This window comes from Streptacidiphilus melanogenes (assembly GCF_000787835.1).
Taxonomy (GTDB): domain Bacteria; phylum Actinomycetota; class Actinomycetes; order Streptomycetales; family Streptomycetaceae; genus Streptacidiphilus; species Streptacidiphilus melanogenes.
On sequence record NZ_BBPP01000049.1, the window covers coordinates 18,258 to 42,240 of the forward strand.

Below are 23,983 nucleotides of genomic sequence, written 5' to 3' on the forward strand. Positions count from 1 at the left end.
CCGCCGCGCCCGCGGCGGAGGCGGCGCTGCCGGTACTGCCGCGGCTGGCGGGCGAGCGGCTCACGGCGCGGGACGTCACCCGGCGCTTCGCGGGCGTGACGGCCGTGGACGGAGTGACCCTGGCCGTGCCGCCGGGCCGGATCACGGCGCTGACCGGCCCGAACGGGGCCGGGAAGTCCACGCTGTTCGACTGCCTGAGCGGCGCGGGTCGCCCGGACGGGGGCCAGGTGCTGCTCGGCGGCCGGGACATCACCCGCCTGCCCGAGCACGCCCGTGCCCGGCTGGGCCTGGCCCGCACCTTCCAGCAGCTCGCCGTCTTCCCCGGGCTGACCGTGGCGGACAACATCCGCGTCGGCGCGGAGCAGGCCGCTTCCGGGCGGCTGACCTCCTCCGCCGTCGAGGAGACCGATGCGGTGCTGCGGCTGCTGGGCCTCGCCGCCCTGCGCGACCACGCGGCCGCGGACCTGCCGACGGGCACGCTGCGGCTGGTCGAGCTCGGCCGGGCGCTGGCCATGGCTCCGACGGCGCTGCTGCTGGACGAGCCGGCGGCCGGTCTGGATCAGCGCGAGACGGCGCTGCTGGTGGAGCTGCTGCATCGGCTGGCCGACGGCGGCCTCGCGCTGCTGCTCGTCGAGCACGATCGGGAGCTGGTGGACGAACTGGCCAACGGCGTGCACGTGATGCGGGCCGGGCGGGCACAGTTCCAGGGCGGCCGGGTGCCGGGCGGGGTCAGTGGTTCGGGCGGGGTCAGTGGTTCGGGCGGGGTGCCGCATGGCGCTTGAGATCGAGCTGCGCGGGGCGCGGGTGCGGTACGGGCCGTTGGAGGCACTGCACGGCGTGGACCTGGCGGTCCCGGCGGGAGCGATGACGGTGCTCGTCGGGCGGAACGGGAGCGGGCGCAGCACCGCGCTGCACGCGCTGGCGGGTGTGGTGCCGCTGGCGGCGGGGCGGGTGCTCTGGCACGGCCGGGGCGGAGCAGTGGCCGCGCGCGAGATCACCGCTCTCGACACGTACCGGCGCTCGCGTCTCGGAATCGCACTTCTGTCGGCCGAGCAGGCCGTCTTCCCCTCGCTCACCGTCGCCGAGAACCTCGTCGTCCCCGGGCCGCTCGGCGGCGGCGTCGAGGCCGGCGTCGAGCTCTTCCCCGAGCTGTCCCGGCTGCTGCCGCGCACGGCCGGCACCCTCTCCGGCGGCGAGCAGCGCATGGTCGCCCTCTGCCGGGTGCTCACCTCGCCCGCCCGGCTGCTGCTCCTGGACGAGTTCGGCCTGGGCCTGGCCGAGGAGGTGGTGGCCCGCGTGCACGCCTCGCTCGCGTCGCTCGTCGCCTCCGGCCGCACGGTGCTGCTGGCCGAGCAGGCCCTGCCGGACGAGGCCGCCTGGGACTACGTCTACGAGCTGCGCCGCGGCGATGTCGTCGCCGCCCGCGAGCGGCAGGCGCCACCGCCGCTCAGCGGAGCCTGAGCACCGTCCCGGCGACGAGGTCGTCGGGGTGCGGCCCGATCAGCGCGCGGTTGCGCGCGTACAGCGCGGGCCAGCCGCCGGGCAGGCGGAACCGGTGCGCGATCGCCACGAGCTGGTCGCCGGGTCGCACCACGTAGCTGGCCGGGACCGTGACGGGCGGCGTGGGTGTGACGGGCGGCGTGGGTGTCGGGGTCGGCGCGAATGTCGGCGTCGGCGTCGGCGTCGGCGTCGAGGTGGAGGTCGGCGTCGGCCTGGAGGTGGGGGTGGGGCTCTTGGACGGTTTCGGGGTCGGGCTGTGGGTCGCGCCCACCGGGGGACGGCCCGTCAGGCCGCGGGAGCAGTTGGGCCAGGCGGACCAGCCCTGCCAGGCGAGGATGGCCTCGGCGACGGCGATCTGCTCGGCCCTGGTGGCGCGGTCGGGGCGTGACGCGTAGCGGCTGCCGCCGGCCTCGCGCCAGGTCTCCAGGGAGATCTGCAGGCCGCCGTAGTAGCCGTTGCCGGTGGCGATGTGCCAGTGGCCGCTGCTCTCGCACATGGCGAGCCGGTCCCAGACGCGGCCCGGAACCTGAGCGGACGCGACGTCGGAGACCACCGGCAGCACACAGACCAGCGAGGCCGCACCGATGGCGCCGCCGGTCAGAAGACGTCGTCGAGCTACGCCCATGGAAGCTGACGGTATGTCGGCTCCCTTCAGGTCCGATTGTCATATCAATCGCCACGCCGAGACCTCACTCCCTCGGCGCAGCCCACATCGGGGACAGCACACCGGGAACAGCACGACGGCGCGGCCCACCGCCGAAGCGGTGGACCGCGCTGCTGTCGCTGCTGTCGTCACACGACCGAAGACGGAGCCTCAGCCGAGGTTCAGCACCTGGCCCGGGAAGATCAGGTTCGGGTTGCCACCGATGACGCTCTTGTTGGCGGCGTACAGGGAGTGCCAGTTGGTGCCGTGGGCGGCGGCGATCTTGCTCAGCGTGTCGCCGGACTTGACGGTGTAGTTGCCCTTGGCGCCGGCGGTGTGGTGCACCGGGGCCGGAGCGGACTTGGCCGGGGCCGGAGCCGGGGCGCTCTTGACCGGGGCCGGGGCACTCTGCTGCACGGAGGCGGCGGAGTTGGTCGAGGAGCCGGTGTTCGAGGAGGTGTCGACGGACGCCGGGGCGCCACCGGCGGTCAGGCCGGCCTTCGGGCCGCAGACGGGCCAGGCGCCGGGGCCCTGGGAGGCCAGAACCTTCTCGGCGACGGCGATCTGCTGGCCCTGGGTGGCCTGGTTGGCCTCCGCGGCGTACTGGGTGCCGCCGTAGGCGGCCCAGGTGCTGGAGGTGAACTGCAGGCCACCGTAGAAGCCGTTGCCGGTGTTGATCGACCAGTCGCCGCCCGACTCGCACTGCGCGACCGCGTCCCAGGTGGAGACCGAGGCGGCGGAGGCGCTGGTCGCGCAGAGCAGACCGGCGACCGGGGCCGCGACGAGGGTGGCGGCGACGGCAGCGGTACGAACGCGGAACTTCATGAAAAGCCTTTCGACACTCCCGGGCGGGCTGTTGCGCGCTCTGCGCGTCCGTGCCCTCGCTTCCGTCACTCGCCGCCGACCTGTCCTGTGCGGCGGCGGGCACTGCCGCATCGCCACGCGACGGTGCGCGGCAAGGGCTGTGCTGAGACGGGCGAACCCGGGCGGTGCTCGTTGCACCGACGCCAACGACCGTAGGAAAGGTCCGGGGTGCGACTCAAACCTCCGAGCGAAGTCCCAGCTCACGCGCTGGTTACCGGAAGTAAAAATCTTGAAGTCCTGTACTGAATGTCCAAATTGGGAATTTTGTCGAAGCGTCAAATCCGTTCATTCGTGACCTGGCTCACAGAAAAGGCCCTCTGAGCCCGCGTGAGGTGCCCCACACGGTAGACAGAGGGTCACCGCGAGACGCTCCCGGGTGACCGAATCGCACCTCTTTCCCGTGCTCGGAGCACCGGAACCGTGACCCCGACCACATCCGTGCGTTTGTCATCACGGCCGGGCAGTCGCGCTCCGGCCCCCGCGATTCGAGGAGTCATTCGTGCAGCGCATGATCGACGTCAGCGACGAGGTCCGTGCCGAGATCGGTGACGACGAGGCCGACCGCCTGCTGGGCGGTGGCACCGCCCCAGACCGCTACGACTGCACCTCCTGCCGTGCGCCAGGCGACGTGACGCAGGAGCCGACGGCGACGGTGCTGTTCGTGGGCGAGGAGACGGCGGTGCTGGCCTTCGCCCACGCCCGGTGCATCCCCTCCCAGGTGGTCGAGGTCTCCGAGGAGCAGTTGCAGGGCGCCGTCCGCAACATCGGCGCGTCGATGGCGCCCGGCGTGGAGCAGCCGGTGGCGCCCGCGCCCGAGCTGCACGTGCCGGAGTCGGTGCCGAGCCCCGCGGGCGGCCAGGTCGCCCCCGCGGTGCTGGGCGTCACCTGCGGCCTGGTCCTGTGTCAGGGCACGCCGCGCGCCGCGCTGGTCGTCGAGCCGACGGGGCCGGTGGGCCGCCCCGGGATGAGCATCGGCGAGGACGCGTTCGTGGAGCTGCTCCAGGAGCACGGCTTCCAGCTGATCCCCGAGGTCGAGCACGCCCCCGCGCAGCTGCGGGGCTGGTCCGTCCTGATGGCGATGGGTCAGCTGCACGCCGTCCTCCAGCCCGCGCCCGGCGGCGGCACGAACGCCTGGTGGCAAGCGCACGCCCCGCTCCAGGTCACGGAGGCCTGGCGCAGCGCGGCCTCGCAGCAGGCGGAGGTCATCATGTACGCCGCACCGCACGGCACGATCGGCCGTCAGCCCCGGGAGGACCTGCTCCGGCACGCCCTCGACAACGGCGCCCGCAAGGGCCTTCTCCTGGGCGCGACGCTGCCCCTGGCAGGCACCTGAACCGAACAACCACTGGCCTGCGGATGGTCCTCGACCCACGGGTCATCCGCACTCCGGTGGCTGCCCGCGCCCATGCGACGGGGCCGCGAATCGGCAGAGCCCCGCGCCCCTAAAGGTTGCAGCGAACCCGCATCTTGGAGGCTGATGTCTCGTTGGCCATGGCGTGCAAGCCTTCGAGACCTACCCCACCACTCCCCGCCTCGCCTGGCCCGCCACGACCGCGATTCCGGCCATGCGGCCGGCGTTCGAGCGCGGCGCCGAGCGGGACACGCCCATCTACGACGCGCTCTACGCCGAGTTCCGGCGGCTCTTCCGGTCCTTGCCCGGGGACCGCACCGGTGAGGAGAACTTCAAGCTCCCCTACTTCGCCGACTTCGGCTCCCCCCACACCCCGCAGGCGCCCGGGCGGCACCGCAGCCGGCTCTCGCTGCCGCCCGGGTCGGTGTGAGGGCTACTTCTTCTTGGCGTTGCGCTTCTCGCGCACCCGGACCGAGATCGAGATCGGGGTGCCGACGAAGCCGAACTCCTCGCGCAGGCGGCGCTCGATGAACCGTCGGTAGCCCGCCTCGATGAAGCCGGAGGCGAACAGCACGAAGCGCGGGGGCTTCGTGCCGGCCTGGGTGCCGAAGAGGATGCGAGGCTGCTTGCCACCGCGCACGGGGTGCGGGTGGGCGGCCACCAGCTCGCCGAGGAACGCGTTGAGGCGACCCGTCGGGACACGGGTCTCCCAGCCCTCCAGCGCGGCCTCGATCGCCGGGACGAGCTTCTCCATGTGCCGGCCGGTGCGGGCGGAGACGTTGACCCGGGGCGCCCACTGGACCTGGACCAGGTCCTGCTCGATCTCGCGCTCGAGGTAGTAGCGGCGCTCCTCGTCGAGGCGGTCCCACTTGTTGTAGGCGATGACGACCGCGCGACCGGCCTCGACGGCCATGGAGATGATGCGGGTGTCCTGCTCGGCGAGGGACTCGCTGGCGTCGACGAGGACGACGGCGACCTCCGCCTTCTCCAGCGCCGCCGCGGTGCGCAGCGAGGCGTAGAAGTCCGCGCCCGCGGTCTGGTGGACGCGGCGGCGGATGCCGGCGGTGTCGATGAACTTCCAGGTCTTGCCGCCGAGGGTGATCATCTCGTCGACCGGGTCGCGGGTGGTGCCCGCGAGCTCGTTGACGACCACGCGGTCCTCGCCGGCGACCTTGTTGAGCAGGCTGGACTTGCCGACGTTCGGGCGGCCGATCAGGGCGACGCGGCGCGGACCGCCGAGGACCTGGACGCCGAACTGCTGCTGCGGCGCCTCGGGCAGTGCCTCCAGGACGGCGTCGAGCATGTCGCCGGAGCCACGGCCGTGCAGGGCGGAGACGGGGTAGGGCTCGCCGAGGCCGAGGTTCCACAGCGCGGCGGCGTCGGCCTCGGCGGAGGGGCCGTCGACCTTGTTGGCGCAGAGCACCACGGGTTTGCCGGAGCGGCGGATCAGCTTGACCAGGGCGTCGTCGGTGTCGGTCGCGCCGACGACGGCGTCGACGACGAACAGGACGGCGTCGGCGGCCTCGATGCCCTGCTCGGCCTGCTGGGCGACCAGGCCCTCCAGGCCCAGCGCGTCGATCTCCCAGCCGCCCGTGTCGACGACCTTGAACCTGCGGCCGTTCCAGTTGGCGTCGTAGCTGACCCGGTCGCGGGTCACGCCGGGACGGTCCTCGACGACCGCCTCGCGGCGGCCGATGATGCGGTTGACCAGGGTGGACTTGCCGACGTTCGGGCGGCCGACGACGGCGAGCACGGGCATCGGCGTGTGGTCCTCGTCGAGGTTGCCGATCTCGTCGAGACCGAAGCCCTCCTCCTCGGCGAGCTGCATGAACTCTGCGTACTCGACGTCGCCCAGCTCGCCGTGCCCGGCCACGTGCCCGACGTTCTCGTTACTCATGTGCGCGGTGCCAACTCTCGTGTTCGGCTGTCTGGTGGCGTGTGGGGGCTGCGTGACCTCGGAGAGGCTCAGCCCAGCCGGGCGGCGGCGCGCTCGCGCACCAGCCCGATGATGTGCGTGATGACCTGCTCGGGGCTCATCTCGCTGGTGTCGACCTCGACGGCGTCGTCGGCCTTGCGCAGCGGCGCGGTGGCGCGGCCGGAGTCCGCGGCGTCGCGGCGGTTGATGTCGGCCAGGATGGCGGCTATCTCGTGCGGGTCGCTGACCCCGAGCTGCGCGGCCCGACGGGACGCGCGGGTCTCGGCGGACGCGGTGAGGAAGACCTTGAGGTCGGCCCCGGGGAAGACGACGGTGCCCATGTCGCGCCCCTCGGCGACGATGCCGCGCCCCGCGGCGAGCGCGGAGGCGCGCTGCAGCTCGACCATCCTGGTCCGCACCTCGGGCACGGCGCTGACCGCGCTGACGGCCGCGGTGACGGCCTGCTCGCGGATCGGGCCGGAGACGTCGACGCCGTCGACCGTGATGGTGGGGCCGTCGGCGTCGGTGCCGGAGACGACGTGGGGCTTGTCGGCGGCGACCGCCACCGCGCCCGCGTCGTCGACGTCGACCTCGTTGGCCAGCATCCAGAACGTGACGGCCCGGTACATCGCGCCGGTGTCCAGGAAGCTCAGGCCCAGGCGCGCGGCGATCTCCCGCGAGACGGTCGACTTTCCGGTGCCGGCGGGGCCGTCGAGCACGACGACGACCGGGGCAGAGGAGTTGTCCACGGGGCGGCTTCCTTAACGACGTGGGGGCGTGGGTCCACGTCAAGGTTACCGTCCGCGACCACCCGTCCGGCCGCTTCCGGCTCACGGCCGCCAGAAGCCGGTCAGCGCAGGTGCCAGCCGTGCTCGCGCAGGGCCGCGGAGAGGCCCGGTACCGCGACCGGGGCGATGCTGAGCTTGACCAGACCGGCCTGCTGGCCGGTGGAGTGCTCGATGGCGACGTCCTCGATGTTGACCCCGGCGCGGCCGGCGTCGGCGAAGAGACGCGCGAGCTCGCCCGGCTGGTCGCCGATGAGGACGGTGACCTCCTCGTACCGGGTGGGCGGCGCCCCGTGCTTGCCGGGGATCCTGGCCCGCCCCGCGTTGCCGCGGCGCAGCACGTCCTCGACGGCGACGGCGCCCTCGCCGCGCTTGTCCTCGTCGGCGGCCTGCAGGGCGCGCAGCCCCGCGACGGCGCCGGTGAGGTCGGTGGCGAGGTCCTCCAGGGTGTCGGCGACGGCACCCGCGTTGGCGCTGAGGATCTCCACCCACATCGCCGGGTTCGACCCGGCGATCCGGGTGGTGTCCCGGATGCCGGGCCCGGCCAGGCGCACCGCGTTCTCGGCGGCGTGCTCCAGCCGCGCCGCGACCAGGGAGGCGACGACCTGCGGAGTGTGCGAGACGAGCGCGACGGCGCGGTCGTGGGCGGCGGCGTCCATCAGGACGGGGACGGCCCCGCACAGGGCGACGAGCTCGAGCACGGCGTTGAGGGTGTCGGTGGAGGTGTCCGGCAGGGGCGTGAGCACCCAGGTGCGGCCGTCGAAGAGGTCGGGGCGGGCGGCGAGGGGCCCGCTGCGCTCGGCGCCGGCCATCGGGTGGCTGCCGACGTAACTGGTGGTGTCGCACCCCAGCGCGACGACGTCCTGCCGGGGACCGTCCTTGACGCTGGCCACGTCGGTGTAGGCGCGGGCGAGGCCCTCACGTTGCGCGTCGGCGAGGACGCGTCCGACGAGCGCGGGCGGGACGGCGATGATCGCCAGGTCGACGGGCCCGGTGGGCGGCTCGGTGGTGCCGGCTCCCAGCGACGCCGCCGTGCGGGCCGCGTCGGGGTCCGCGTCGCGCAGGTGGACCGTCATCCCGCGCTCGCTGAGCGCGAGGGCTGCGGAGGTGCCGATCAGTCCGGTGCCGATCACGACGGCGGTGCGCATGCGGGGTACGTCCTGTCGGTCTCTGTGGTCCCTACGTGGACATCATCGCCGATCTTGGCCGACGGCGTCGCGGCGGCCGATCGGATCGTGGCGCAGTCCGATCCGATCGGCGAAGCCGCAGACCGCCACCGTAACGGGGCGGATACCGTGCGGAAACTTCTGTCCGCTGGGCAAGACGGGACGGCCTCGGGGGTCAGGTGGCGTCACCCGGCGAGGATCCGGAGCTCCCGGCTCGTCAGGTTGAGGCGTTCGCCGCCCTCCTCGGTGCAGACGGCGATGTCCTCGATGCGGGCGCCGTACTCGCCGGGCAGGTAGATGCCGGGCTCGATGGAGAAGGCCATGCCGGCCTCCAGCGGCAGCGGGGAGCCGGCGACGATGTAGGGCTCCTCGTGGGTCTCCAGGCCGATTCCGTGGCCGGTGCGGTGGATGAAGTAGTCGCCGTAGCCCGCCTTGGCGATCAGATCGCGGCCCACCGCGTCCAGTTGCTCGGCGGTGATACCGGGCGCGACCGCGTCGCACTGCTCCTTCTGCGCGTGCAGGAGCACCTCGTAGAGGGTCTCGTAGCGCTCGGGCGGGCGGCCGACGCAGTAGTTGCGGGTGGAGTCGGAGCAGTAGCCGGAGGGCATCGTGCCGCCGATGTCGACGACGACCGGTTCGCCGGGCTGGATGACGCGGTCGGAGACCTCCGCGTGCGGGGACGCGCCGTTCGGGCCGGAGGCGACGATGACGAAGTCGACCCGGGTGTGGCCGGAGGCGATGATCGCGTCGGCGATGTCGCGGCCGACCTCGCGCTCGGTGCGGCCGGGGCGCAGCCACTCCTCCATCGCGGAGTGGACCTTGTCGATGGCCTGGGCGGCCTCCAGCAACGCGGCGACCTCCGCCGCTCCCTTGCGCATCCGCAGCTCGCCGAGGACGCCGCCGGCGAGGGCCTGCTCGACGCCGGGCAGGGCGCTGCGGAAGCCGAGGACCTTCTCGGCGAACATGTGGTTGTCCAGGCCGATGCGCTTGGTGCCGGAGGGGAGGCGGGAGGCGAGGAGGGCGTAGGGGTCCTCGGTCTCGCGCCAGGCGACGATCTCGAGGTCCAGCGCGCCGACGGGCGAGGCCTCGGCGGCGGGCTGCTCCAGCAGCGGGACGACGAGGAACGGCTCGCCCTCGACGGGGACCGCGAGGCAGGTGAGCCGTTCCAGCGGGAGGGCCTCGTAGCCGGTGAGGTAGCGCAGGTCGGCTCCGGGGGTGATGAGCAGCGCGTCGAGCCCGGCGACGCGCGCGGCGATCCGTGCGCGGGCGATCCGGTCGGCGGGTGAGCTGTGACTCGCATCGTGTGCCATGGCATCAGTCCATCACGTCGCAACCGCCGACGCAGTCGGTCCACGCGGTCGGTGGGCACGGGGTCGTCGACGTCGCGTCGGTGGTCACGTCGACCCACTACTCGACGGGCTCCGACTGGGGTACAAACAGGACATGCTCTTCCACCTGACGCCGCTGGACGCATGGCTGGAACATCCGGACCGCCCGTACACCACACCCTCGCTGGCGCTGGAGGGCTTCATCCACTGCTCCGCCGACGAGGACCAGGCACTGGAGGTGGCCAACGCCCGCTTCCGGGCCGCGCGCGGGCCGCTGATGGTGCTGCTGGTCGACGAGGGCGTGCTGGACCCGCCGGTGCGGTGGGAGGAGGCCAAGGACGGCGGCACGTATCCGCACGTCTACGGGCCGGTCAACCGGGCCGCGGTGGTCGGGATGCTGGAGGTGCGGCGGGACGCGGAGGGGCGCTGGGCCTCGCTGGCCGTCTGGAGCTGAGCCCGGCCCCGCAGCCCGCGCCATGCGGTGATTGTCCGTCAATTCATGTGCAGGACATATGGCGTGCCTGTGCGCCCTCTTTCGCGTTCGCGACTCGCGTGTCACTGTGTTCCGTCACGTTCTACGCGCGTCATGGACACACGACCACGACGAAGGAGCAGGATGCGCAGGAGCAAGGTTGTGGCCCTGGCGGTTGCCGCCGGGCTGGCCACCGGGCTGGGCATCGGGGGCGCCGCGGCGATCCCGGCCGCCGCGGCCCCGCAGCCGTCACCACAGCACCACGCCGGGAGCTGCACGCTCGACACGGCGAACCCCGGCCTCAAGCACGTGATCTACCTGCAGTTCGACAACGTGCACTTCACCCGGGACAACCCGAACGTGCCGTCGGACCTGGAGCAGATGCCGCATCTGCTGAACTTCCTGACGTCCAACGGCCTGGTGGACACCAACCACCACACCCCGCTGATCGCGCACACCGGCAACGACATCCTGACGTCGCTGACCGGTCTGTACGGGGACCGGCACGGCCAGGCGGTGTCCAACTCGTACCGGTACTTCAACCCCGACGGCACCAGCAACAGCGCGGCGAGCTTCGCCTACTGGACCGACGGCGTGGCCGACACCTCGGTGCCCACCCCGAGCGACCCCAGCTACACGATGGTGACGCCGCAGGGCAAGAACACCCCGGCGCCCTGGGTCTCCTACACCCGGGCCGGCTGCGACTACGGCGCGGTCTCCGTGGCCAACACGGTCCTGGAGAACACCACCGTCGACATCAACAAGGTGTTCGGGCCGAACTCGGCCGAGGCGGCCGAGGCCAAGGCCGACCCGGGCAAGGCGCAGACGGACTACGTGGGCATCGGCATCCACTGCGCCAAGGGCTCGAAGCTGTGCCGGTCCGCGGGCACGGGCGCGTCCCCGGACCTGCTGCCGGACGAGCCGGACGGCTACCAGGGCTACCAGGCGCTGTTCGGCGCCAAGTCGGTGGATCCGGCGATCTCCGCCACCGGCGTGGTGAAGGCGACCGACGGCACGCCGATCACCGACGCCAAGGGCAACCCGGGCTTCCCCGGTTTCGACTCGATGAGCGCGGCCAACTCGCTGGGTTACGTGGCGCAGATGCAGGAGTCCGGCGTGCCGGTCACCTTCGCCTACATCTCCGACGCCCACGACCGGCACGTCGCCCCGTACGGCGCGTTCGGGCCGGGCGAGGCCGGTTACGTGGCGCAGCTGAAGACGTACGACAACGCCTTCGCGGCCTTCTTCTCGCGGCTGGCCAAGGACGGCATCACCACCAGGAACACCGAGTTCGTGGTGACCGCGGACGAGAACGACCACTTCGTGGGCGGCACGCCGAGCCCGGCGAACTGCGACGGCGTCACGGTCCCGTGCACCTACCAGCAGATCGGCGAGATCAACGCGAACGCGAACGGTCTGCTCGCCACCGAGCAGGGCGCGACCACGCCGTTCGCGCTGCACGCGGACTCCGCGCCGAACTTCTACGTCACCGGCGACCCGGCCCAGGGCGACCCGAAGACCCGGACGCTGGAGCAGGCCTGGTCCAAGGTCACGGCGGTCAACCCGATCACCGGGCAGACCGACACCGTCAACCGGTACCTGGCCGACCGGACGGAGATGAAGCTGCTCCACATGGTCACCGGCGACGCGGCCCGCACGCCGACGTTCACCTCGTTCGCGAACCCGGACTACTACGTCTACGGCGCCGCGGCGAACTGCAACTCGACGTGCGTGGCCCTGGGTCCGTCCTACGCGTGGAACCACGGGGACTTCGCCAACGACATCGACACCACCTGGCTGGGCCTGGCCGGTCCGGGCGTGCGGCACCTGGGCGTGACGGACAGGGTCTGGTCCGACCACACCGACATCCGGCCGACGCTGCTGGCGCTGACCGGGCTGCGCAGCGACTACCGTGGCGACGGCGTGGTGCTGACCCCGTTCCTGGACACGAAGGCCCTGCACGGCGCGCTGCGGGCGAGCGCGGGGCAGTACGCACAGCTGGCCGCCGCGTACAAGCAGATCGACGCGGGTGTCGGCGCGTTCGCCGCGGCGACGCTGGAGCTGTCGAACAAGGGGGTCTCGTCCGCCTCCGCCGGTGACGCCACCTACCGCGCCGACGAGGCGACGCTCACCACGCTCGGCAACGAGCGCGACGCGCTGGCCGCGCAGATCGCGACGGTCCTGGACGGTGCGGCCACCGGCCGCCACCGGATCTCGGACGCCGCGGCGGACCGCCTGGTCAGGGCGGCCCACCTCTTGATCGAGCAGGCGCAGGCCGCCGCCGCGTAGTCCGCGACGGCGACTCCACCGGGATCCGCGCCCGTCGTCCGTTCACATGAAGCACCGTCACATGTGGACGGCGACGGGCGCGTTCGCGTCCTGTTGCACCTTTCCGCGACGGTAGAGGACCGCGGACAGGACCAGTCCGGCGGCGAAGAAGCCGGCCGACCACCAGTAGGCGGTGGCATAGCTGTGCAGCTGCGCGTCGGCCAGGTTCACCGGCGAGGGCAGGCGGCCCGTCATGTAGTGGGTGCCCGCGCTGGTGGCGAGGGTGTTGAGCAGGGCGGTGCCGATGGAACCGCCGATCTGCTGGGTGGTGTTGACGGCGGCCGAGGCGACGCCCGCGTCCTGCTCGCCGATCCGGTCGGTGGCGAGGCTCATGGCGACCGGCATGATCAGGCCCAGGCCGAAGCCCATGACCAGCAGCGGCGGCAGCACGGCCGAGGTGTAGGAGCTGTGCAGGCCGAGGCCGGTGAACCAGACCATGGCGATCGCGGCCAGCGCCATCCCGAACGGGACCAGCGGCTTGGGGCCGATGCGCGGCAGCAGCACGAGCGTGGCCAGCTGCGCGGAGACCATCAAGGCGCCGATCATCGGCAGGAAGCCGAGGCCGGTCTGCACCGGGCTGTAGTGCAGCGTCTCCTGGAGGTAGTAGGTCAGGAAGAGGAAGACGCCGAACATGCCCGCGCTGGTGATGCCCGAGGCGAGGAACGACGCGCCGCGGTTGCGGTCCAGCAGGACCCGCAGCGGCAGCAGCGGGTGCTGGGCTCGGGTCTGCCACCAGGCGAAGACGGCGAGCAGTACGCCGCCGAGGGTGAGGAAGCCCCAGGTCTGCGGTGAGCTCCAGCTGTGCGAGTCGGCGTTGGAGAAGCCGTAGACCAGGCCGAAGAGGCCGCCGGAGACCAGCAGGGTGCCGGGGAGGTCCAGCTTGGGCCGGTCGGCGGGCCGTCCGTTGCGCAGGAAGGCGAAGCCTCCGGCCAGCGCGAGGGCGGCGAAGAAGAGGTTGACGAAGAGGGTCCAGCGCCAGTTCAGGTGCTCCGTCAGCAGGCCGCCGAGCAGCAGGCCGATGCCGCCGCCCGCGCCCGCGATGGCGCCGTAGATGCCGAACGCCTTGGCGCGCTCGCGCGCCTCGGTGAAGGTGATGTTGAGGATCGACAGCGCGGCGGGCGCGAGGAGCGCGCCGAACAGGCCCTGGAGCGCGCGGCCGGTGACGAGGACGGAGAAGTCCCCGGCTGCCCCGGCGAGCGCGGAGGCGGCCGCGAAGCCGCCGACGCCGACCAGGAAGACGATCTTGCGGCCGAACAGGTCGGCGAGGCGTCCGCCGAGCAGCAGCAGTGAGCCGAAGGCCAGCGCGTAGGCGGTGACCACCCACTGCCGGTCCGCGTTGGAGAAGCCCAGGGCCTGCTGCGCCGAGGGCAGGGCGATGTTCACGATGGTGCCGTCGAGCACCACCATCAGCTGCGCGAGGCCGATGACCGCCAACGCCCACCAGCGGCGCCCGCCGGGCGCCTGCTGGGCACGGTCCGCGGCAGCGCTCGCGCGGGTCAGCGCTGTCTGCGACATGGATCCTCCAACCGAATGAACGAAACGGTTTCGTACTCGTCTCCGGCAAAAGCATACGCCCATCGAAACGGTTTCGTTTCGATGGGCGTATGTGAGCGCGGTCTCAGCTGTTCGGAAGGCTCAGCTGTTGAGGAGCGCCGGGAGGACGACGGCGTCGACGTAGGCCTTCATGTACTCCGGGTCGGCGAAGGTGTCGTCCAGGATCTTGCGGGCCGGAAGGGCGCCGACGAGCGCGTGGGCGAGGAACCTCCCCGCGGCCGCGCCGGCCCGCACCTCGCCGCGCTCCACGGCCCGGTCGATCACCTGCTCCAGCACCCGGCGCATCGGCTCGACCAGCATCGCCCGCAGGGCGGCGCCCAGGTCCTCGTTGGTCTGCACCGCGTGCATGACCGCGCTCATGAAGACGGTGTCGTCCTCGAGGTCCGTCCCGGCGTCGGCCAGCGCGAACAGGTCGCCGCGCAGGCTGCCGGTGTCGATGCCCTCGTACGGCAGCGGCTTGGTGTGCCGCATCGCCGAGGCGACCAGCTCCGGCTTGCCCTCCCGCCACTGCCGGTACAGCGTCGCCTTGCTGACGTGGGCTCGGGCGGCGACCGCGTCCATCGTCAGCGAGTCGTAGCCGTGCTCCCGCACCAGCGCGATGACGTGCTCGTAGAGCTCCGCCTCCCGCTCGGGCGTGAGCCGGCCGCGTCCGGCCGTCGCCTGCCGCGCCGTCGCCTGCGTCATCTGCTCACAGCCCCACGGACTTCATCAGCTGCCCGACCTCCGGGTTGGTCAGGCGGCGCAGCCAGCCGGACTTCTGGTCGCCGAGCGCGATCGGGCCGAACTGGGTGCGCACCAGCTTCTCCACCGGGAAGCCGGCCTCGGCCAGTATGCGGCGCACGATGTGCTTGCGACCCTCGTGCAGGGTCACCTCGACCAGGTAGTTCTTGCCGACGTTCTGGATGACCTTGAAGTCGTCCGCGCGGGCCCAGCCGTCCTCCAGCTCAATGCCGTTCTTCAGCTGCTTGCCCAGGTCACGCGGGATCGGGCCCTGGATGGCCGCGAGGTAGGTCTTCTGCACGCCGTACTTGGGGTGGGTCAGCCGGTGCGCCAGCTCGCCGTGGTTGGTGAGCAGGATGATGCCCTCGGTCTCGGTGTCCAGGCGGCCGACGTGGAACAGCCGCGTCTCGCGGTTGTTCACGTAGTCGCCCAGGCACTGGCGGCCGTCCGGGTCCTCCATCGTCGCGACGACGCCGGCCGGCTTGTTCAGCGCGAAGAAGAGGAACGACTGGGTGGCCACGGTCAGGCCGTCGACCTCGATCTTGTCCGAGTTCGCGTTCACGCGCTTGCCCTGCTCGCGCACGACCTCGCCGTTGACCATGACGCGGCCCTGCTCGATCAGCTCCTCGCAGGCGCGGCGGCTGCCCATGCCCGCACGGGCCAGCACCTTCTGCAGGCGCTCGCCCTCGAGCTCGCTCTTCGCCGTCGGCTTGGACGGCCGGTCGTGGCGGGCACGGACGGCGTCCTCGACGCGCGCCTGCAGCTCGCGCGGACGCGAGGGCGCGGCCTTGCGCGGGCCGGTGCCGTACCGCGGCTTCGCGTCCGGGCCGCCGCCGAACTCCGGACGGTCGTAACGACGCTCCTCCGGACGCGGCGTGCCCTTCCCGCTGCCGCGGCCACCGCTCTGGGCTCGGCGCGCGCCGCCACCCTGCTGGCCCTGACCGCCCTTGCGGGCGCCGCCGCCGCTGCTGTTCCTGCTGTTACCGCTACGCATCAAAAACCCGCTGCCCGGTCTGTTCGTCGTCCGTCGTCTGTCAAGCTGCTGCCTGTCGGGCTGCTGCCTGTCACTCTGCCGCCGCGACCGCCTCGGCGATCGCGGACCCCTCCTGCGAGTCCGCCTCCACGTCGTCGGCCTCGGGGAGGAACGGGGCCAGCTCCGGCAGCTCGTCCAAGCCGCGCAGCCCCATCCGTTCCAGGAAGTACTGAGTGGTCCGGTACAGGTAAGCCCCCGTCTCCGGTTCCGTGCCGGACTCCTCGACCAGACCTCTCTGTACCAGGGTACGCATCACGCCGTCACAGTTCACACCACGCACGGCGGAGACCCGGGAACGGGAGACCGGCTGCCGGTACGCGATGACCGCCAGCGTCTCCAGCGCGGCCTGCGTCAACCGGGCCTGCTGACCGTCCAGCACGAACCGGTCGACGACGGGCGCGCAGAGCGCGCGCGTGTAGAACCGCCACCCTCCGGCGACGAACCGGAGCTCGAACCCGCGCTGCTGCGCGTCGTACTCCTCCGCGAGCTCGGTGAGCGCGGCGGCGACGAGCTTCTTCGGCCGGTCCAGCACCTCCGCGAGCCGCGCGGCGGTGGTGGGCTCGTCCACCACCATCAGCACGGCCTCGAGCGCGGCCTTCAGCGGCACCTCGGCGAGCGGGTCGGGAACCTCCGCCTCCCCCGTCGCCTCCCCCTCGACGGCGGCCCGCCGCCCACTCCGCCGCGCCGCAGGCACGGACGGCGCAGACCCAGGCGCGAACGGCGCCGCAGGCGCCTCCCCGGCCACCGGCCCCGCCGAGGGCTGCGGGTCCTGCCCGGGGGCAGCAATCCGGACGTCCGACGCCCCAGCCGGCTCAGCCGTCGCGTCCACGGCGAAGCGACGCACCGGCGCCGGAGGCGCCTCCTCCTCGCCCGCCCGCTGCGCCGTGGCCGTCAGGGGCTCGGCGGCGGCCACGGCCGTGCGCGCGAGTGGCTCGATCCAGACGTCCGGCTCGGCGGCCGACTCCGCTGCGGCGCGAGGTTCAACCGCAGGCGCCTCCCCGGCCACCGGCCCCGCCGGGGGCGCCGAGGGCTGCGGGTCCTGCCCGGGGGCAGCAATCCGGATGTCCGACGCCCCAGCCGGCTCAGCCGTCGCGTCCAGGGCGAAGCGACGCACCGGCGCCGGAGGCGCCTCCTCCTCGCCCGCCCGCTGCGCCGTGGCCGTCAGGGGCTCGGCGGTCAGGGGCTGGGGGGCGGCCAGGGCCGTGCGCGCGAGTGGCTCGACCCGCGCATCCGTGGGCTCCGCGGGCTCCGGCTGGGCGGCCGTGACCGCCGAGGCGCTCCGGGTCTCAGGCTCGGGCGCCCCGGCCCCCTGGCCCAGGGCTGCCGCCGCCTCCCCGCCCGACTCCGGCGGAGCCTCAGGGGCGGCTGCGGGGAGCCACTCGGCGGTGGCGGCAGCCTGGTCGCGGGTGAGCGGGTAGCCCGGGAGGGGGGCGGAGTCGTCGGTCGGCGGGAGCTCGTCGCGGAAGACGGTCTCCAGCTGCTCGCCGGGGCGGGGCCGGCCGGGAAGGCCCAGGCGGCGGCGCGGGGACGGGGCGGTGGGGAACTCCGTCGAGTCGTCCGTCACGGGTGCCGCTCCTTGCCCTTGTCGCTCGTGTCGCTCTTGCCGGTCCGGTTGCTCTTGTCGTCCTCGTCGTCCGGCGGCGCCGGAGGCGCGTCGAACTCGTCGCCGAGGTCCGCGGCGACCTCGACCTCGCCGGCGGCGACCCAGCGGACCAGGAGGTCCCCCAGGGCCTCCGGCTGGTCGAAGGCGAGGAGCTTCTCACGGTAGAGCTCGAGCAGTGCGAGAAAGCGCGCCACGACCGTCAGCACGTCGGGTGCGTCCGCCGCCAGCTCGGCGAAGTGCGCCTCGCCGCGCTCCCGCAGCAGCGCGACGACCAGTTCCGCCTGCTCGCGGACGGAGACCCTGGGGGTGTGGATGTGGTCCACGTAGACGACCGGCTTGGGCTTCGGCTCCATCGCCTTGGCGGCGAGCTTCGCGAAGGCCTCCGGGCCGATCGAGATGACGACCTCCGGCAGCAGCTCCGCGTGCTGCGGTTCGAGGCCGACCGTGCGCGGGCGGCGCAGCTGCTCCGCCTCCCAGCGCGCGGCGAAGATCTCCGCGACGCGCTTGTACGCGCGGTACTGCAGGAGGCGGGCGAAGAGCAGGTCGCGGGCCTCGAGCAGGGCCAGGTCCTCCTCGTCCTCGATCTCGGCGGCGGGGAGCAGCCGGGCCGCCTTGAGGTCGAGGAGGGTCGCCGCGACGACGAGGAACTCGCTGGCCTGGTCGAGGTCCCAGTCCGGGCCCATGGCCCGGATGTGGGCGATGAACTCGTCCGTCACCTTCGACAGGGAGACCTCGGTGACGTCCAGCTTGTGCTTGGCGATGAGGCTCAACAGCAGGTCGAAGGGGCCCTCGAAGTTGTCCAGGCGCACCAGGAAGCCACCGGAGGGCTCCTCCTCGGCGGGAGGCTCGGCTACGGGCGGCTCGGGCGGCAGCGCGGGCGAGGGGTCGGGCAGGGTGGTCATCGGGCCCTATCGTGCCCTGTCCCCCACCCGACGGGCGAGCGCCGCGCCTCGGCGCGCCTCGGCGCGCGTCAGCGGCCGCGCAGCCGCCGCACCAGGATGCTCGCCTCGCCGCGCTGCTCCAGGTCCGCCAGGACCACGGCCACCGCCTCACGCACGATCCGGCCGCGGTCGACCGCGAGGCCGTACTCGCCGCGCAGCACGAGGCGGGCGTGCTCGAGGTCGAACAGCTCCTCGGCGGAGACGTAGACGGTGATCTTCTCCTCGTGCCGCTCACGGCCGGTGGGGCGGGAGCGGGGCGCGCGCGGCTTGCGTCGGGCCGCTGTCGGCTGGGAGACCGCGTCGGAGGCCGCCTGGGCCGCCCTGGTGGCGGCGGAGACGGGGCGGGCGCTCTCGGCGGCCGCGCCGCGGGAGGCCTCGCTGCGGGACGTATCACCTCGGGACGTCTCGCCGCGCTGCGCGTCGGTGCGGGACACCTCAGCGCGGGCGATCCCGCCCAGCTGCGCCGCGCCACGGGCCGGCGGGACCTGCGGGGCGCCGCCGGGCGCGGCGACCGCGCCGTGCTCCCCGGCCGGATCGGCCGGGCGGCCCTGCTGGGACGCGGCGGGGCCCGCGGGGGTCGCCTGAGCCGTCGTGGCGGACGGCGCGGACTCGTCCGGGGCCGAGGCCGGCGAGGGCGCCTGGGACCCGGCGGAGTCCGGTGCGCGCGGCACGGGCGTGAGTGTGGTCCCCCCGGTGGTCCGGAACAGTTCGTCCGCCCCCGGGAGACTCACTCGACGTGGCACCGGGCGAGCACCTCCCTGGCGAGCTGGCGGTAGGCGGCGGCGCCGACCGAGTTCGACGCGTAGGTGGTGATCGGCTCGCCGGCGACCGTGGTCTCCGGGAACCGCACCGTACGGCCGATGACGGTGTGGAAGACGTGCTCGCCGAACGCCTCGACGACGCGGGCGAGCACCTCGCGGCTGTGCACCGTGCGCGAGTCGTACATGGTGGCGAGGATGCCGTCCAGGCGCAGCTCGGGGTTGAGCCGCTCGCAGACCTTCTCGATGGTCTCGGTCAGCAGCGCGACGCCGCGCAGCGCGAAGAACTCGCATTCCAGCGGCACGATGACGCTGTGAGCGGCCGTCAGCGCGTTGACGGTGAGCAGGCCGAGGGACGGCTGGCAGTCGATGATGACGTAGTCGTAGTCGTTCATCAGCGGCTTGAGCGCGCGCGCCAGCGCGGACTCCCGGGCCACCTCGCTGACCAGCTGCACCTCGGCGGCGGACAGGTCGATGTTGCTGGGGAGCAGGTCCATGCCGGGCACGGCCGTCTTCAGCAGCACCTCATCGGCCGTCAGGCCCCGCTCCATGAGCAGGTTGTAGACGGTGAGGTCCAGCTCCATCGGGTTGACGCCGAGGCCGACCGAGAGGGCCCCCTGCGGGTCGAAGTCGACCAGGAGGACGCGCCGACCGTATTCCGCGAGCGCCGCGCCCAGGTTGATGGTCGAGGTGGTCTTGCCGACCCCGCCCTTCTGGTTGCACATCGCGATGATGCGCGCCGGCCCGTGCTCGCTCGGGGGCGAGGGAATCGGGAAGTACGGCAGCGGCCGGCCCGTGGGACCGACCCGCTCGCGGCGCTGACGGGCCGCGTCCGGAGCAAGCGTGGCGGCGTACTCCGGGTCCGGCTCGTATTCGGCATCTGGGTCGTAGAACTGACCGTCCGCCATCTCTGACTGGACCAGGCCAGGCTCGACGGGGGCGTCCAGCGCGCTCGCGTAGCGCAGCGCCTCGTGATCGGAAATCGGGTACTCCAGGCTCGGGTAGCCGGGCTGCTGCTGACGTGCGTCAAAAGTGCGCGGGCCGCCACTCCCGGGAGCAATTGTCGACTCATTCACAAGTCGTCTAACCTCCTTGGCGACCGCCGTAGTGACCGGGCTTCGGGGCTCTGCCCCCTCCACTGGGCGGCATTCACCGCACCGCAGCCTAGCAACGACACAGTAGCGTCAACCAGCACACCGGTGATGCACTAACCAACATGTCGATATGACAATTGCCGACCGCGGCCCGTGGGCACTGTACGAAACCGCCGTTCGGCCTGCGGGGACACCCTTCGCCACCCCCGTTCACTCCTCTGCCGAGGGTGAGATCCCAGGGCCCCAGGTTGACGAACGCACGCACGATGTGCTGCCCGGGAGCTGACGACACGCCAGGAGGGCGCCGCACGGAACGTGCGGCGCCCTCCTGGGCCCTGCTGAGGGGCTGGTGCTGCGGCGTGCCTCAGGCGAGGACGTCGGCCAGCTCGACGTGCGGCAGGCCGAAGGCGTCGGCGACCGCGGCGTAGGTGATCTGGCCCTCGTGCGTGTTCAGGCCCTTGGCCAGCGCGGCGTCGCGGCGGCAGGCCTCCTGCCAGCCGCGGTTGGCCAGCTCGAGGATGTACGGCAGGGTGGCGTTGGTCAGCGCGTAGGTGGAGGTGTTGGGCACCGCACCCGGCATGTTGGCCACGCAGTAGAAGACCGAGTTGTGGACCTGGAAGGTCGGCTCGGCGTGGGTGGTCGGGTGCGAGTCCTCGAAGCAGCCGCCCTGGTCGATGGCGATGTCGACGAGCACGGAGCCCGGCTTCATGCGGGAGACCAGCTCGTTGGTGACCAGCTTCGGGGCCTTGGCGCCCGGGATCAGGACGGCGCCGATGACCAGGTCGGCCTCGAGGACGGCCTTCTCCAGCTCGAAGGAGTTGGAGGCGATCGCCTTGATCTTGTTGCCGAAGATGCGGTCGGCCTCGCGCAGCTTGTTGATGTCGCGGTCGAGCAGGGTGACGTCGTAGCCCATGCCGATGGCGATGGTGGCGGCGTGCCAGCCGGAGACGCCACCGCCGATGACGACGGCCTTGGCCGGGTGGGTGCCGGGCACGCCACCGGGCAGGACGCCGCGGCCGCCGACCGGACGCATCAGGTGGTAGGAGCCGACCTGCGGGGCCAGGCGACCGGCCACCTCGGACATCGGGGCGAGCAGCGGCAGCGCGTTGTTGGCGAGCTGGACCGTCTCGTAGGCGATGGCGGTGGTGCCGGAGGCGAGCAGCGCGTCGGTGCACTCGCGCGAGGCGGCGAGGTGGAGATAGGTGAAGAGCAGCTGGCCCTTGCGGAGGCGGTGGTACTCCTCGGCGATGGGCTCCTTGACCTTCAGCAGGAGGTCGGCCGTGGCCCAGACCTCGTCAGCGGTCTCGAGGATCGTCGCGCCCGCGGCGACGTACTCCTCGTTCGGGATCGAGGAGCCGACACCGGCGTTGTTCTCGATGAACACCTCGTGCCCGTTACGGACCAGCTCATGCACGCCGGCGGGCGTGATGGCCACGCGGTACTCGTGGTTCTTGACCTCGCGGGGGATGCCGACCTTCACGACGAACACGTCCCTTGCACATGGGGTTTCCTCCCGACCCTGCGGGAACGCAGGCGGGAGCCACGCGCAGCGGCACTGCTATGCGCGGCAACTTCGAGTGTAATGAAGCCCAGAGGATCCGGAAGCCTTCCAAAGTGTTCAAAACTTCTTGATCTGTTGGCTGATTCGTAGGCTTGCGCGCACTACAAGCCGTCAGAACCCTAGAAAACCGGCATCTGGGGCATTCAATCGAAACCAGGATGTTATTCTCCGGCAAGCTCCGCGGCCTGCTCGCGCTGGACGCGCGCCCCGGCCTGGTCACCGGCCCTCTCCAGGGTGTCCGCCAGCCTCAGCAGCACCAGCCGTTCCAGCCGCGGACCGAGCTTGCGGGCGGACTCCAGCGCCTCGCGCTGGGTCCGCAGCGCCGCCTCGACGCCGCCCGAGAACTCCTGCACCCTCGCCGCGCCGAGGATCGCGCCCACCGCCCCCGCCTCGTCCCCGAGCTTGCGGTGCAGCGCGACCGCCGCCCGGTACTCGCGCAGCGCGTCGGCGTGTCGCCCCTGGGCGCTGTGCACCGCGGCGAGCCGGGCCAGCAGGCGCGCCTCGTCGGCCCGCTCCCGGCGGTTGCGGCGCAGCGTGAGCGCACGGCCGTAGAAGTCCACGGCCCGGACCAGGTCCCCCGAGGCCCGGTAGGCCCCGGCCGTGGCCTCCAGGATCCGCCCGACCGCCACATGGTCCTCGGCGGCCCGGGCGGGGGCCAGCGCTCCCCGGTAGCGTTCCAGCGCACGCGCGTGTTCCCCCGCCCCGGCGTGCAGGTCGCCCAGGTTGACCAGCGCGGCCGCCTCCCGGCGCGGCTGGCCGGAGCGGTGGGCGACCCGCTGCACGGCGCCGTGCAGTGCGTACAGCTCCGCCTGCACCGGACGGCCCGTCGCCTCGCCCCACACCGGCAGCACGCGCACAAGCGCCGTCGCGAGCCGGGCGACGAGCCCGTCGAGGCCCCCGAGTTCCTCCGCGTCGGCGACGGCGGACAGCAGCTCGGGCAGGACGGTGTCCAGCCAGGCGAAGGCCTCCGCCCGGGTGCCGAAGCGCAACGCCGCGGGCGGCACCTCCGGATCCGGCGGCGCCTGCTCCGGCGCCAGCCGGACCAGGCAGGACGTGAGCAGCCGCACCTGCCGCTCCAGCCAGCGGGCGCGGGCCAGCTCCACCGCGGCGGGCTTGTCGGTCGCCTCCCGCAGCGCGGTCAGCACCGGCGCGAGGCTGCGCGGCACCCGGTAGCGGCCGCCTCCCTCCTCACGCAGCAGCTGCTGCGCGGCGAGGGCGGAGAGCAGCGTCCCCGCCGCGGCGGTCGGGCAGCCGACGAGCGCCGCGGCGCCGCGCTCGTCCAGCACACCACCCGGCACCAGCGTCGCGAGCCGCAGCAGTTCGCGCGGTCCGGCGCCGAGGTCCTGGTGCACGAGGTCGAACGCCCGCCGCAGCGGGTCGTCGGTGCGCTGCGCGCCGCGCGGCGGCAACGGCGGAGCCGGCGGCGCGCCGGGCGGCGGGTAGGAGGGCATCGGCGGCACCGGCTGGCCGTCGATCGTCAGCCCCACCAGGTTCTGCGCGGCCTCCGGCACCGGCGGCGCGGCCGGATGCGGCACCGCGGGAACCGCGCGCAGCGCCCGAAGCGCGTCGCTGACGGACGCCCGCGGCCGCGCCGCGAGCCACCCGCCGACCAGCCGCAGCGCGCCCACATGGCAGGCCACCGCCTCGGCCAGCCCCTGCGCGGCGACCGGGTCGACCACGACCCGGGTGTCCCCCGCGAGCCCCGCGAGCAGCTCCCGGGCGGCGGTGTAGTCGAGCCCGCCCAGCACGCACGGCCGCACGTCCGCGACCCCGGTCAGCGGTCCGTGGGTGACGGCGACGGTCAGCGCGTCGGGGTGGGTCGGCAGCAGCGCCTGCACCGCGGCGGCGGCGTTCTCGGCCGGAACGTCGTCGAGGACCAGCACGACGGGCCGCGCGGCGAGATGCGCCCTCAGCACCTCGCGAGCGGCCTGCTCGGCGCCGTCGGCGCCGAGGACGCCGCCAGGACGCGGCAGGCCGAGCAGGTCCAGCAGCCGCCGCGCGGGGCCGGGCGCGGCGAGGGAGAGGTAGTGGACCGGCCGCTCCGCGGTGACGTCGGGCTCCTGCGCCAACCGCAGCGCCAGCTCGGTCCGCCCGGAGCCGGGCCGTCCGGCGACGGCCAGGACGCGGGCCCGCCCGGCCTCCTCGCGCAACTGCGCGAGTTCACTCCGCCGCCCCACGAACGCCACGGCGGACGCCGCAGCAGACTCCGTCTGTGCCGATGCCACGAGCGCCGCTCCCGTCGTCAGGACCGATCTTCTGACGCAGCGTAATTCAATCAGTACACGCTCAGGGGCAGCGACCCGTCAGGGGCGCGAGGAACTGCGAGACAAGCCACCGACGGCGGTCAGATCCCGATCGAACAGGACC

21 protein-coding genes are annotated in these 23,983 nt (G+C 72.9%); 6 read left to right on the forward strand and 15 right to left on the reverse strand.

The annotated features are described in order from the left end of the window. Positions 1-782 (forward strand): ABC transporter ATP-binding protein (locus TR49_RS33885; protein WP_063770243.1); only part of this gene is annotated, 782 nt, incomplete at its 5' end. Further along, entirely contained in the window at positions 772-1,461 is a 690-nt protein-coding gene (locus TR49_RS33890; RefSeq protein WP_042388711.1) for an ATP-binding cassette domain-containing protein, read from the forward strand. The genes TR49_RS33885 and TR49_RS33890, both read left to right, overlap by 11 nt. Here TR49_RS33890 and TR49_RS46600 read toward each other — a convergent pair. Further along, a complete protein-coding gene (locus TR49_RS46600) occupies positions 1,448-2,125 on the reverse strand; it encodes a LysM peptidoglycan-binding domain-containing protein (protein WP_052434885.1) in 678 nt (225 codons plus the stop codon). The two genes, TR49_RS33890 and TR49_RS46600, sit on opposite strands and share 14 nt — an antisense overlap. Positions 2,126-2,314: 189 nt before the next feature. Further along, on the reverse strand, positions 2,315-2,968 hold the full coding sequence (locus tag TR49_RS33900) for a LysM peptidoglycan-binding domain-containing protein (RefSeq protein WP_042388714.1): 654 nt from the start codon (positions 2,966-2,968) through the stop codon (positions 2,315-2,317). A 538-nt stretch (positions 2,969-3,506) separates the two neighbouring features. Here TR49_RS33900 and TR49_RS33905 point away from each other — a divergent pair. Then, positions 3,507-4,340: a DUF8842 C-terminal domain-containing protein gene (locus TR49_RS33905; RefSeq protein WP_042388715.1), complete on the forward strand. Its 834-nt coding sequence runs from the start codon at positions 3,507-3,509 to the stop codon at positions 4,338-4,340. Between the two features lie 163 nt (positions 4,341-4,503). Further along, positions 4,504-4,788, forward strand: coding sequence for a hypothetical protein (locus TR49_RS33910; protein ID WP_052434886.1), 285 nt, complete (start codon positions 4,504-4,506; stop codon positions 4,786-4,788). Positions 4,789-4,791: 3 nt separating this feature from the next. Here the strand turns inward: TR49_RS33910 and der are convergent, their stop codons facing one another. From der to TR49_RS33930, 4 genes are all read right to left on the reverse strand, one after another. Then, entirely contained in the window at positions 4,792-6,255 is a 1,464-nt protein-coding gene (der, locus tag TR49_RS33915; protein ID WP_042388719.1) for a ribosome biogenesis GTPase Der, read from the reverse strand. A gap of 68 nt (positions 6,256-6,323) precedes the next feature. Beyond that, the gene (gene cmk / locus TR49_RS33920) at positions 6,324-7,022 is read right to left on the reverse strand and encodes a (d)CMP kinase (protein WP_042388722.1); all 699 of its coding nucleotides are present in this window, start codon (positions 7,020-7,022) and stop codon (positions 6,324-6,326) included. Between the two features lie 101 nt (positions 7,023-7,123). Beyond that, positions 7,124-8,206 carry a prephenate dehydrogenase gene (locus TR49_RS33925; RefSeq protein WP_042388724.1) on the reverse strand — a complete coding sequence of 361 codons (1,083 nt, stop codon included), beginning with the start codon at positions 8,204-8,206 and terminating at the stop codon, positions 7,124-7,126. A gap of 203 nt (positions 8,207-8,409) precedes the next feature. After that, positions 8,410-9,534 (reverse strand): M24 family metallopeptidase, encoded by a 1,125-nt coding sequence (locus TR49_RS33930; RefSeq protein WP_042388726.1) that lies wholly within the window; start codon positions 9,532-9,534, stop codon positions 8,410-8,412. Positions 9,535-9,667: 133 nt separating this feature from the next. Here TR49_RS33930 and TR49_RS33935 point away from each other — a divergent pair, with 133 nt between their 5' ends. After that, positions 9,668-10,006, forward strand: a complete 339-nt coding sequence (locus TR49_RS33935) for a DUF952 domain-containing protein (protein WP_042388729.1) — start codon at positions 9,668-9,670, stop codon at positions 10,004-10,006. 162 nt (positions 10,007-10,168) lie between these two features. After that, complete coding sequence (locus TR49_RS33940; protein ID WP_042388731.1) at positions 10,169-12,313, forward strand: hypothetical protein; 2,145 nt, start codon at positions 10,169-10,171, stop codon at positions 12,311-12,313. Positions 12,314-12,370: 57 nt separating this feature from the next. Here the strand turns inward: TR49_RS33940 and TR49_RS33945 are convergent, their stop codons facing one another. The 9 genes from TR49_RS33945 to TR49_RS33985 form a co-directional block, all read right to left on the reverse strand. Next, positions 12,371-13,867: a DHA2 family efflux MFS transporter permease subunit gene (locus TR49_RS33945; protein WP_042388734.1), complete on the reverse strand. Its 1,497-nt coding sequence runs from the start codon at positions 13,865-13,867 to the stop codon at positions 12,371-12,373. Between the two features lie 120 nt (positions 13,868-13,987). After that, positions 13,988-14,590: a TetR/AcrR family transcriptional regulator gene (locus TR49_RS33950; RefSeq protein WP_042388747.1), complete on the reverse strand. Its 603-nt coding sequence runs from the start codon at positions 14,588-14,590 to the stop codon at positions 13,988-13,990. Positions 14,591-14,594: 4 nt separating this feature from the next. After that, complete coding sequence (locus TR49_RS33955) at positions 14,595-15,620, reverse strand: pseudouridine synthase (RefSeq protein WP_042388749.1); 1,026 nt, start codon at positions 15,618-15,620, stop codon at positions 14,595-14,597. Positions 15,621-15,690: 70 nt separating this feature from the next. After that, entirely contained in the window at positions 15,691-16,266 is a 576-nt protein-coding gene (scpB, locus tag TR49_RS33960; protein ID WP_236653648.1) for an SMC-Scp complex subunit ScpB, read from the reverse strand. A 953-nt stretch (positions 16,267-17,219) separates the two neighbouring features. Next, the gene (locus tag TR49_RS33965) at positions 17,220-18,164 is read right to left on the reverse strand and encodes a segregation and condensation protein A (protein WP_052434888.1); all 945 of its coding nucleotides are present in this window, start codon (positions 18,162-18,164) and stop codon (positions 17,220-17,222) included. Between the two features lie 68 nt (positions 18,165-18,232). Next, entirely contained in the window at positions 18,233-18,934 is a 702-nt protein-coding gene (locus tag TR49_RS33970; protein WP_042388751.1) for a hypothetical protein, read from the reverse strand. Next, positions 18,931-19,869, reverse strand: a complete 939-nt coding sequence (locus TR49_RS33975) for a ParA family protein (RefSeq protein ID WP_152627599.1) — start codon at positions 19,867-19,869, stop codon at positions 18,931-18,933. Before TR49_RS33975 ends, TR49_RS33970 begins: the two co-directional genes overlap by 4 nt. Before the next feature lie 550 nt (positions 19,870-20,419). After that, positions 20,420-21,535 carry an alanine dehydrogenase gene (gene ald / locus TR49_RS33980; protein ID WP_042388818.1) on the reverse strand — a complete coding sequence of 372 codons (1,116 nt, stop codon included), beginning with the start codon at positions 21,533-21,535 and terminating at the stop codon, positions 20,420-20,422. A 242-nt stretch (positions 21,536-21,777) separates the two neighbouring features. After that, positions 21,778-23,841 (reverse strand): tetratricopeptide repeat protein, encoded by a 2,064-nt coding sequence (locus tag TR49_RS33985; protein WP_152627594.1) that lies wholly within the window; start codon positions 23,839-23,841, stop codon positions 21,778-21,780. Between the last annotated feature and the right edge of the window lie 142 nt (positions 23,842-23,983).

Bases quoted from the DNA above. Each gene is read 5' to 3' on its own strand.
- TR49_RS33890 (WP_042388711.1), top strand. From the start codon at position 772: ATGGCGCTTGAGATCGAGCTGCGCGGGGCGCGGGTGCGGTACGGGCCG.
- TR49_RS46600 (WP_052434885.1), bottom strand. From the start codon at position 2,125: ATGGGCGTAGCTCGACGACGTCTTCTGACCGGCGGCGCCATCGGTGCG.
- TR49_RS33900 (WP_042388714.1), bottom strand. From the start codon at position 2,968: ATGAAGTTCCGCGTTCGTACCGCTGCCGTCGCCGCCACCCTCGTCGCG.
- der (WP_042388719.1), bottom strand. From the start codon at position 6,255: ATGAGTAACGAGAACGTCGGGCACGTGGCCGGGCACGGCGAGCTGGGC.
- TR49_RS33925 (WP_042388724.1), bottom strand. From the start codon at position 8,206: ATGCGCACCGCCGTCGTGATCGGCACCGGACTGATCGGCACCTCCGCA.
- TR49_RS33930 (WP_042388726.1), bottom strand. From the start codon at position 9,534: ATGGCACACGATGCGAGTCACAGCTCACCCGCCGACCGGATCGCCCGC.
- TR49_RS33935 (WP_042388729.1), top strand. From the start codon at position 9,668: ATGCTCTTCCACCTGACGCCGCTGGACGCATGGCTGGAACATCCGGAC.
- TR49_RS33940 (WP_042388731.1), top strand. From the start codon at position 10,169: ATGCGCAGGAGCAAGGTTGTGGCCCTGGCGGTTGCCGCCGGGCTGGCC.
- TR49_RS33945 (WP_042388734.1), bottom strand. From the start codon at position 13,867: ATGTCGCAGACAGCGCTGACCCGCGCGAGCGCTGCCGCGGACCGTGCC.
- TR49_RS33950 (WP_042388747.1), bottom strand. From the start codon at position 14,590: ATGACGCAGGCGACGGCGCGGCAGGCGACGGCCGGACGCGGCCGGCTC.
- TR49_RS33955 (WP_042388749.1), bottom strand. From the start codon at position 15,620: ATGCGTAGCGGTAACAGCAGGAACAGCAGCGGCGGCGGCGCCCGCAAG.
- TR49_RS33965 (WP_052434888.1), bottom strand. From the start codon at position 18,164: ATGACCACCCTGCCCGACCCCTCGCCCGCGCTGCCGCCCGAGCCGCCC.
- TR49_RS33975 (WP_152627599.1), bottom strand. From the start codon at position 19,869: ATGGCGGACGGTCAGTTCTACGACCCAGATGCCGAATACGAGCCGGAC.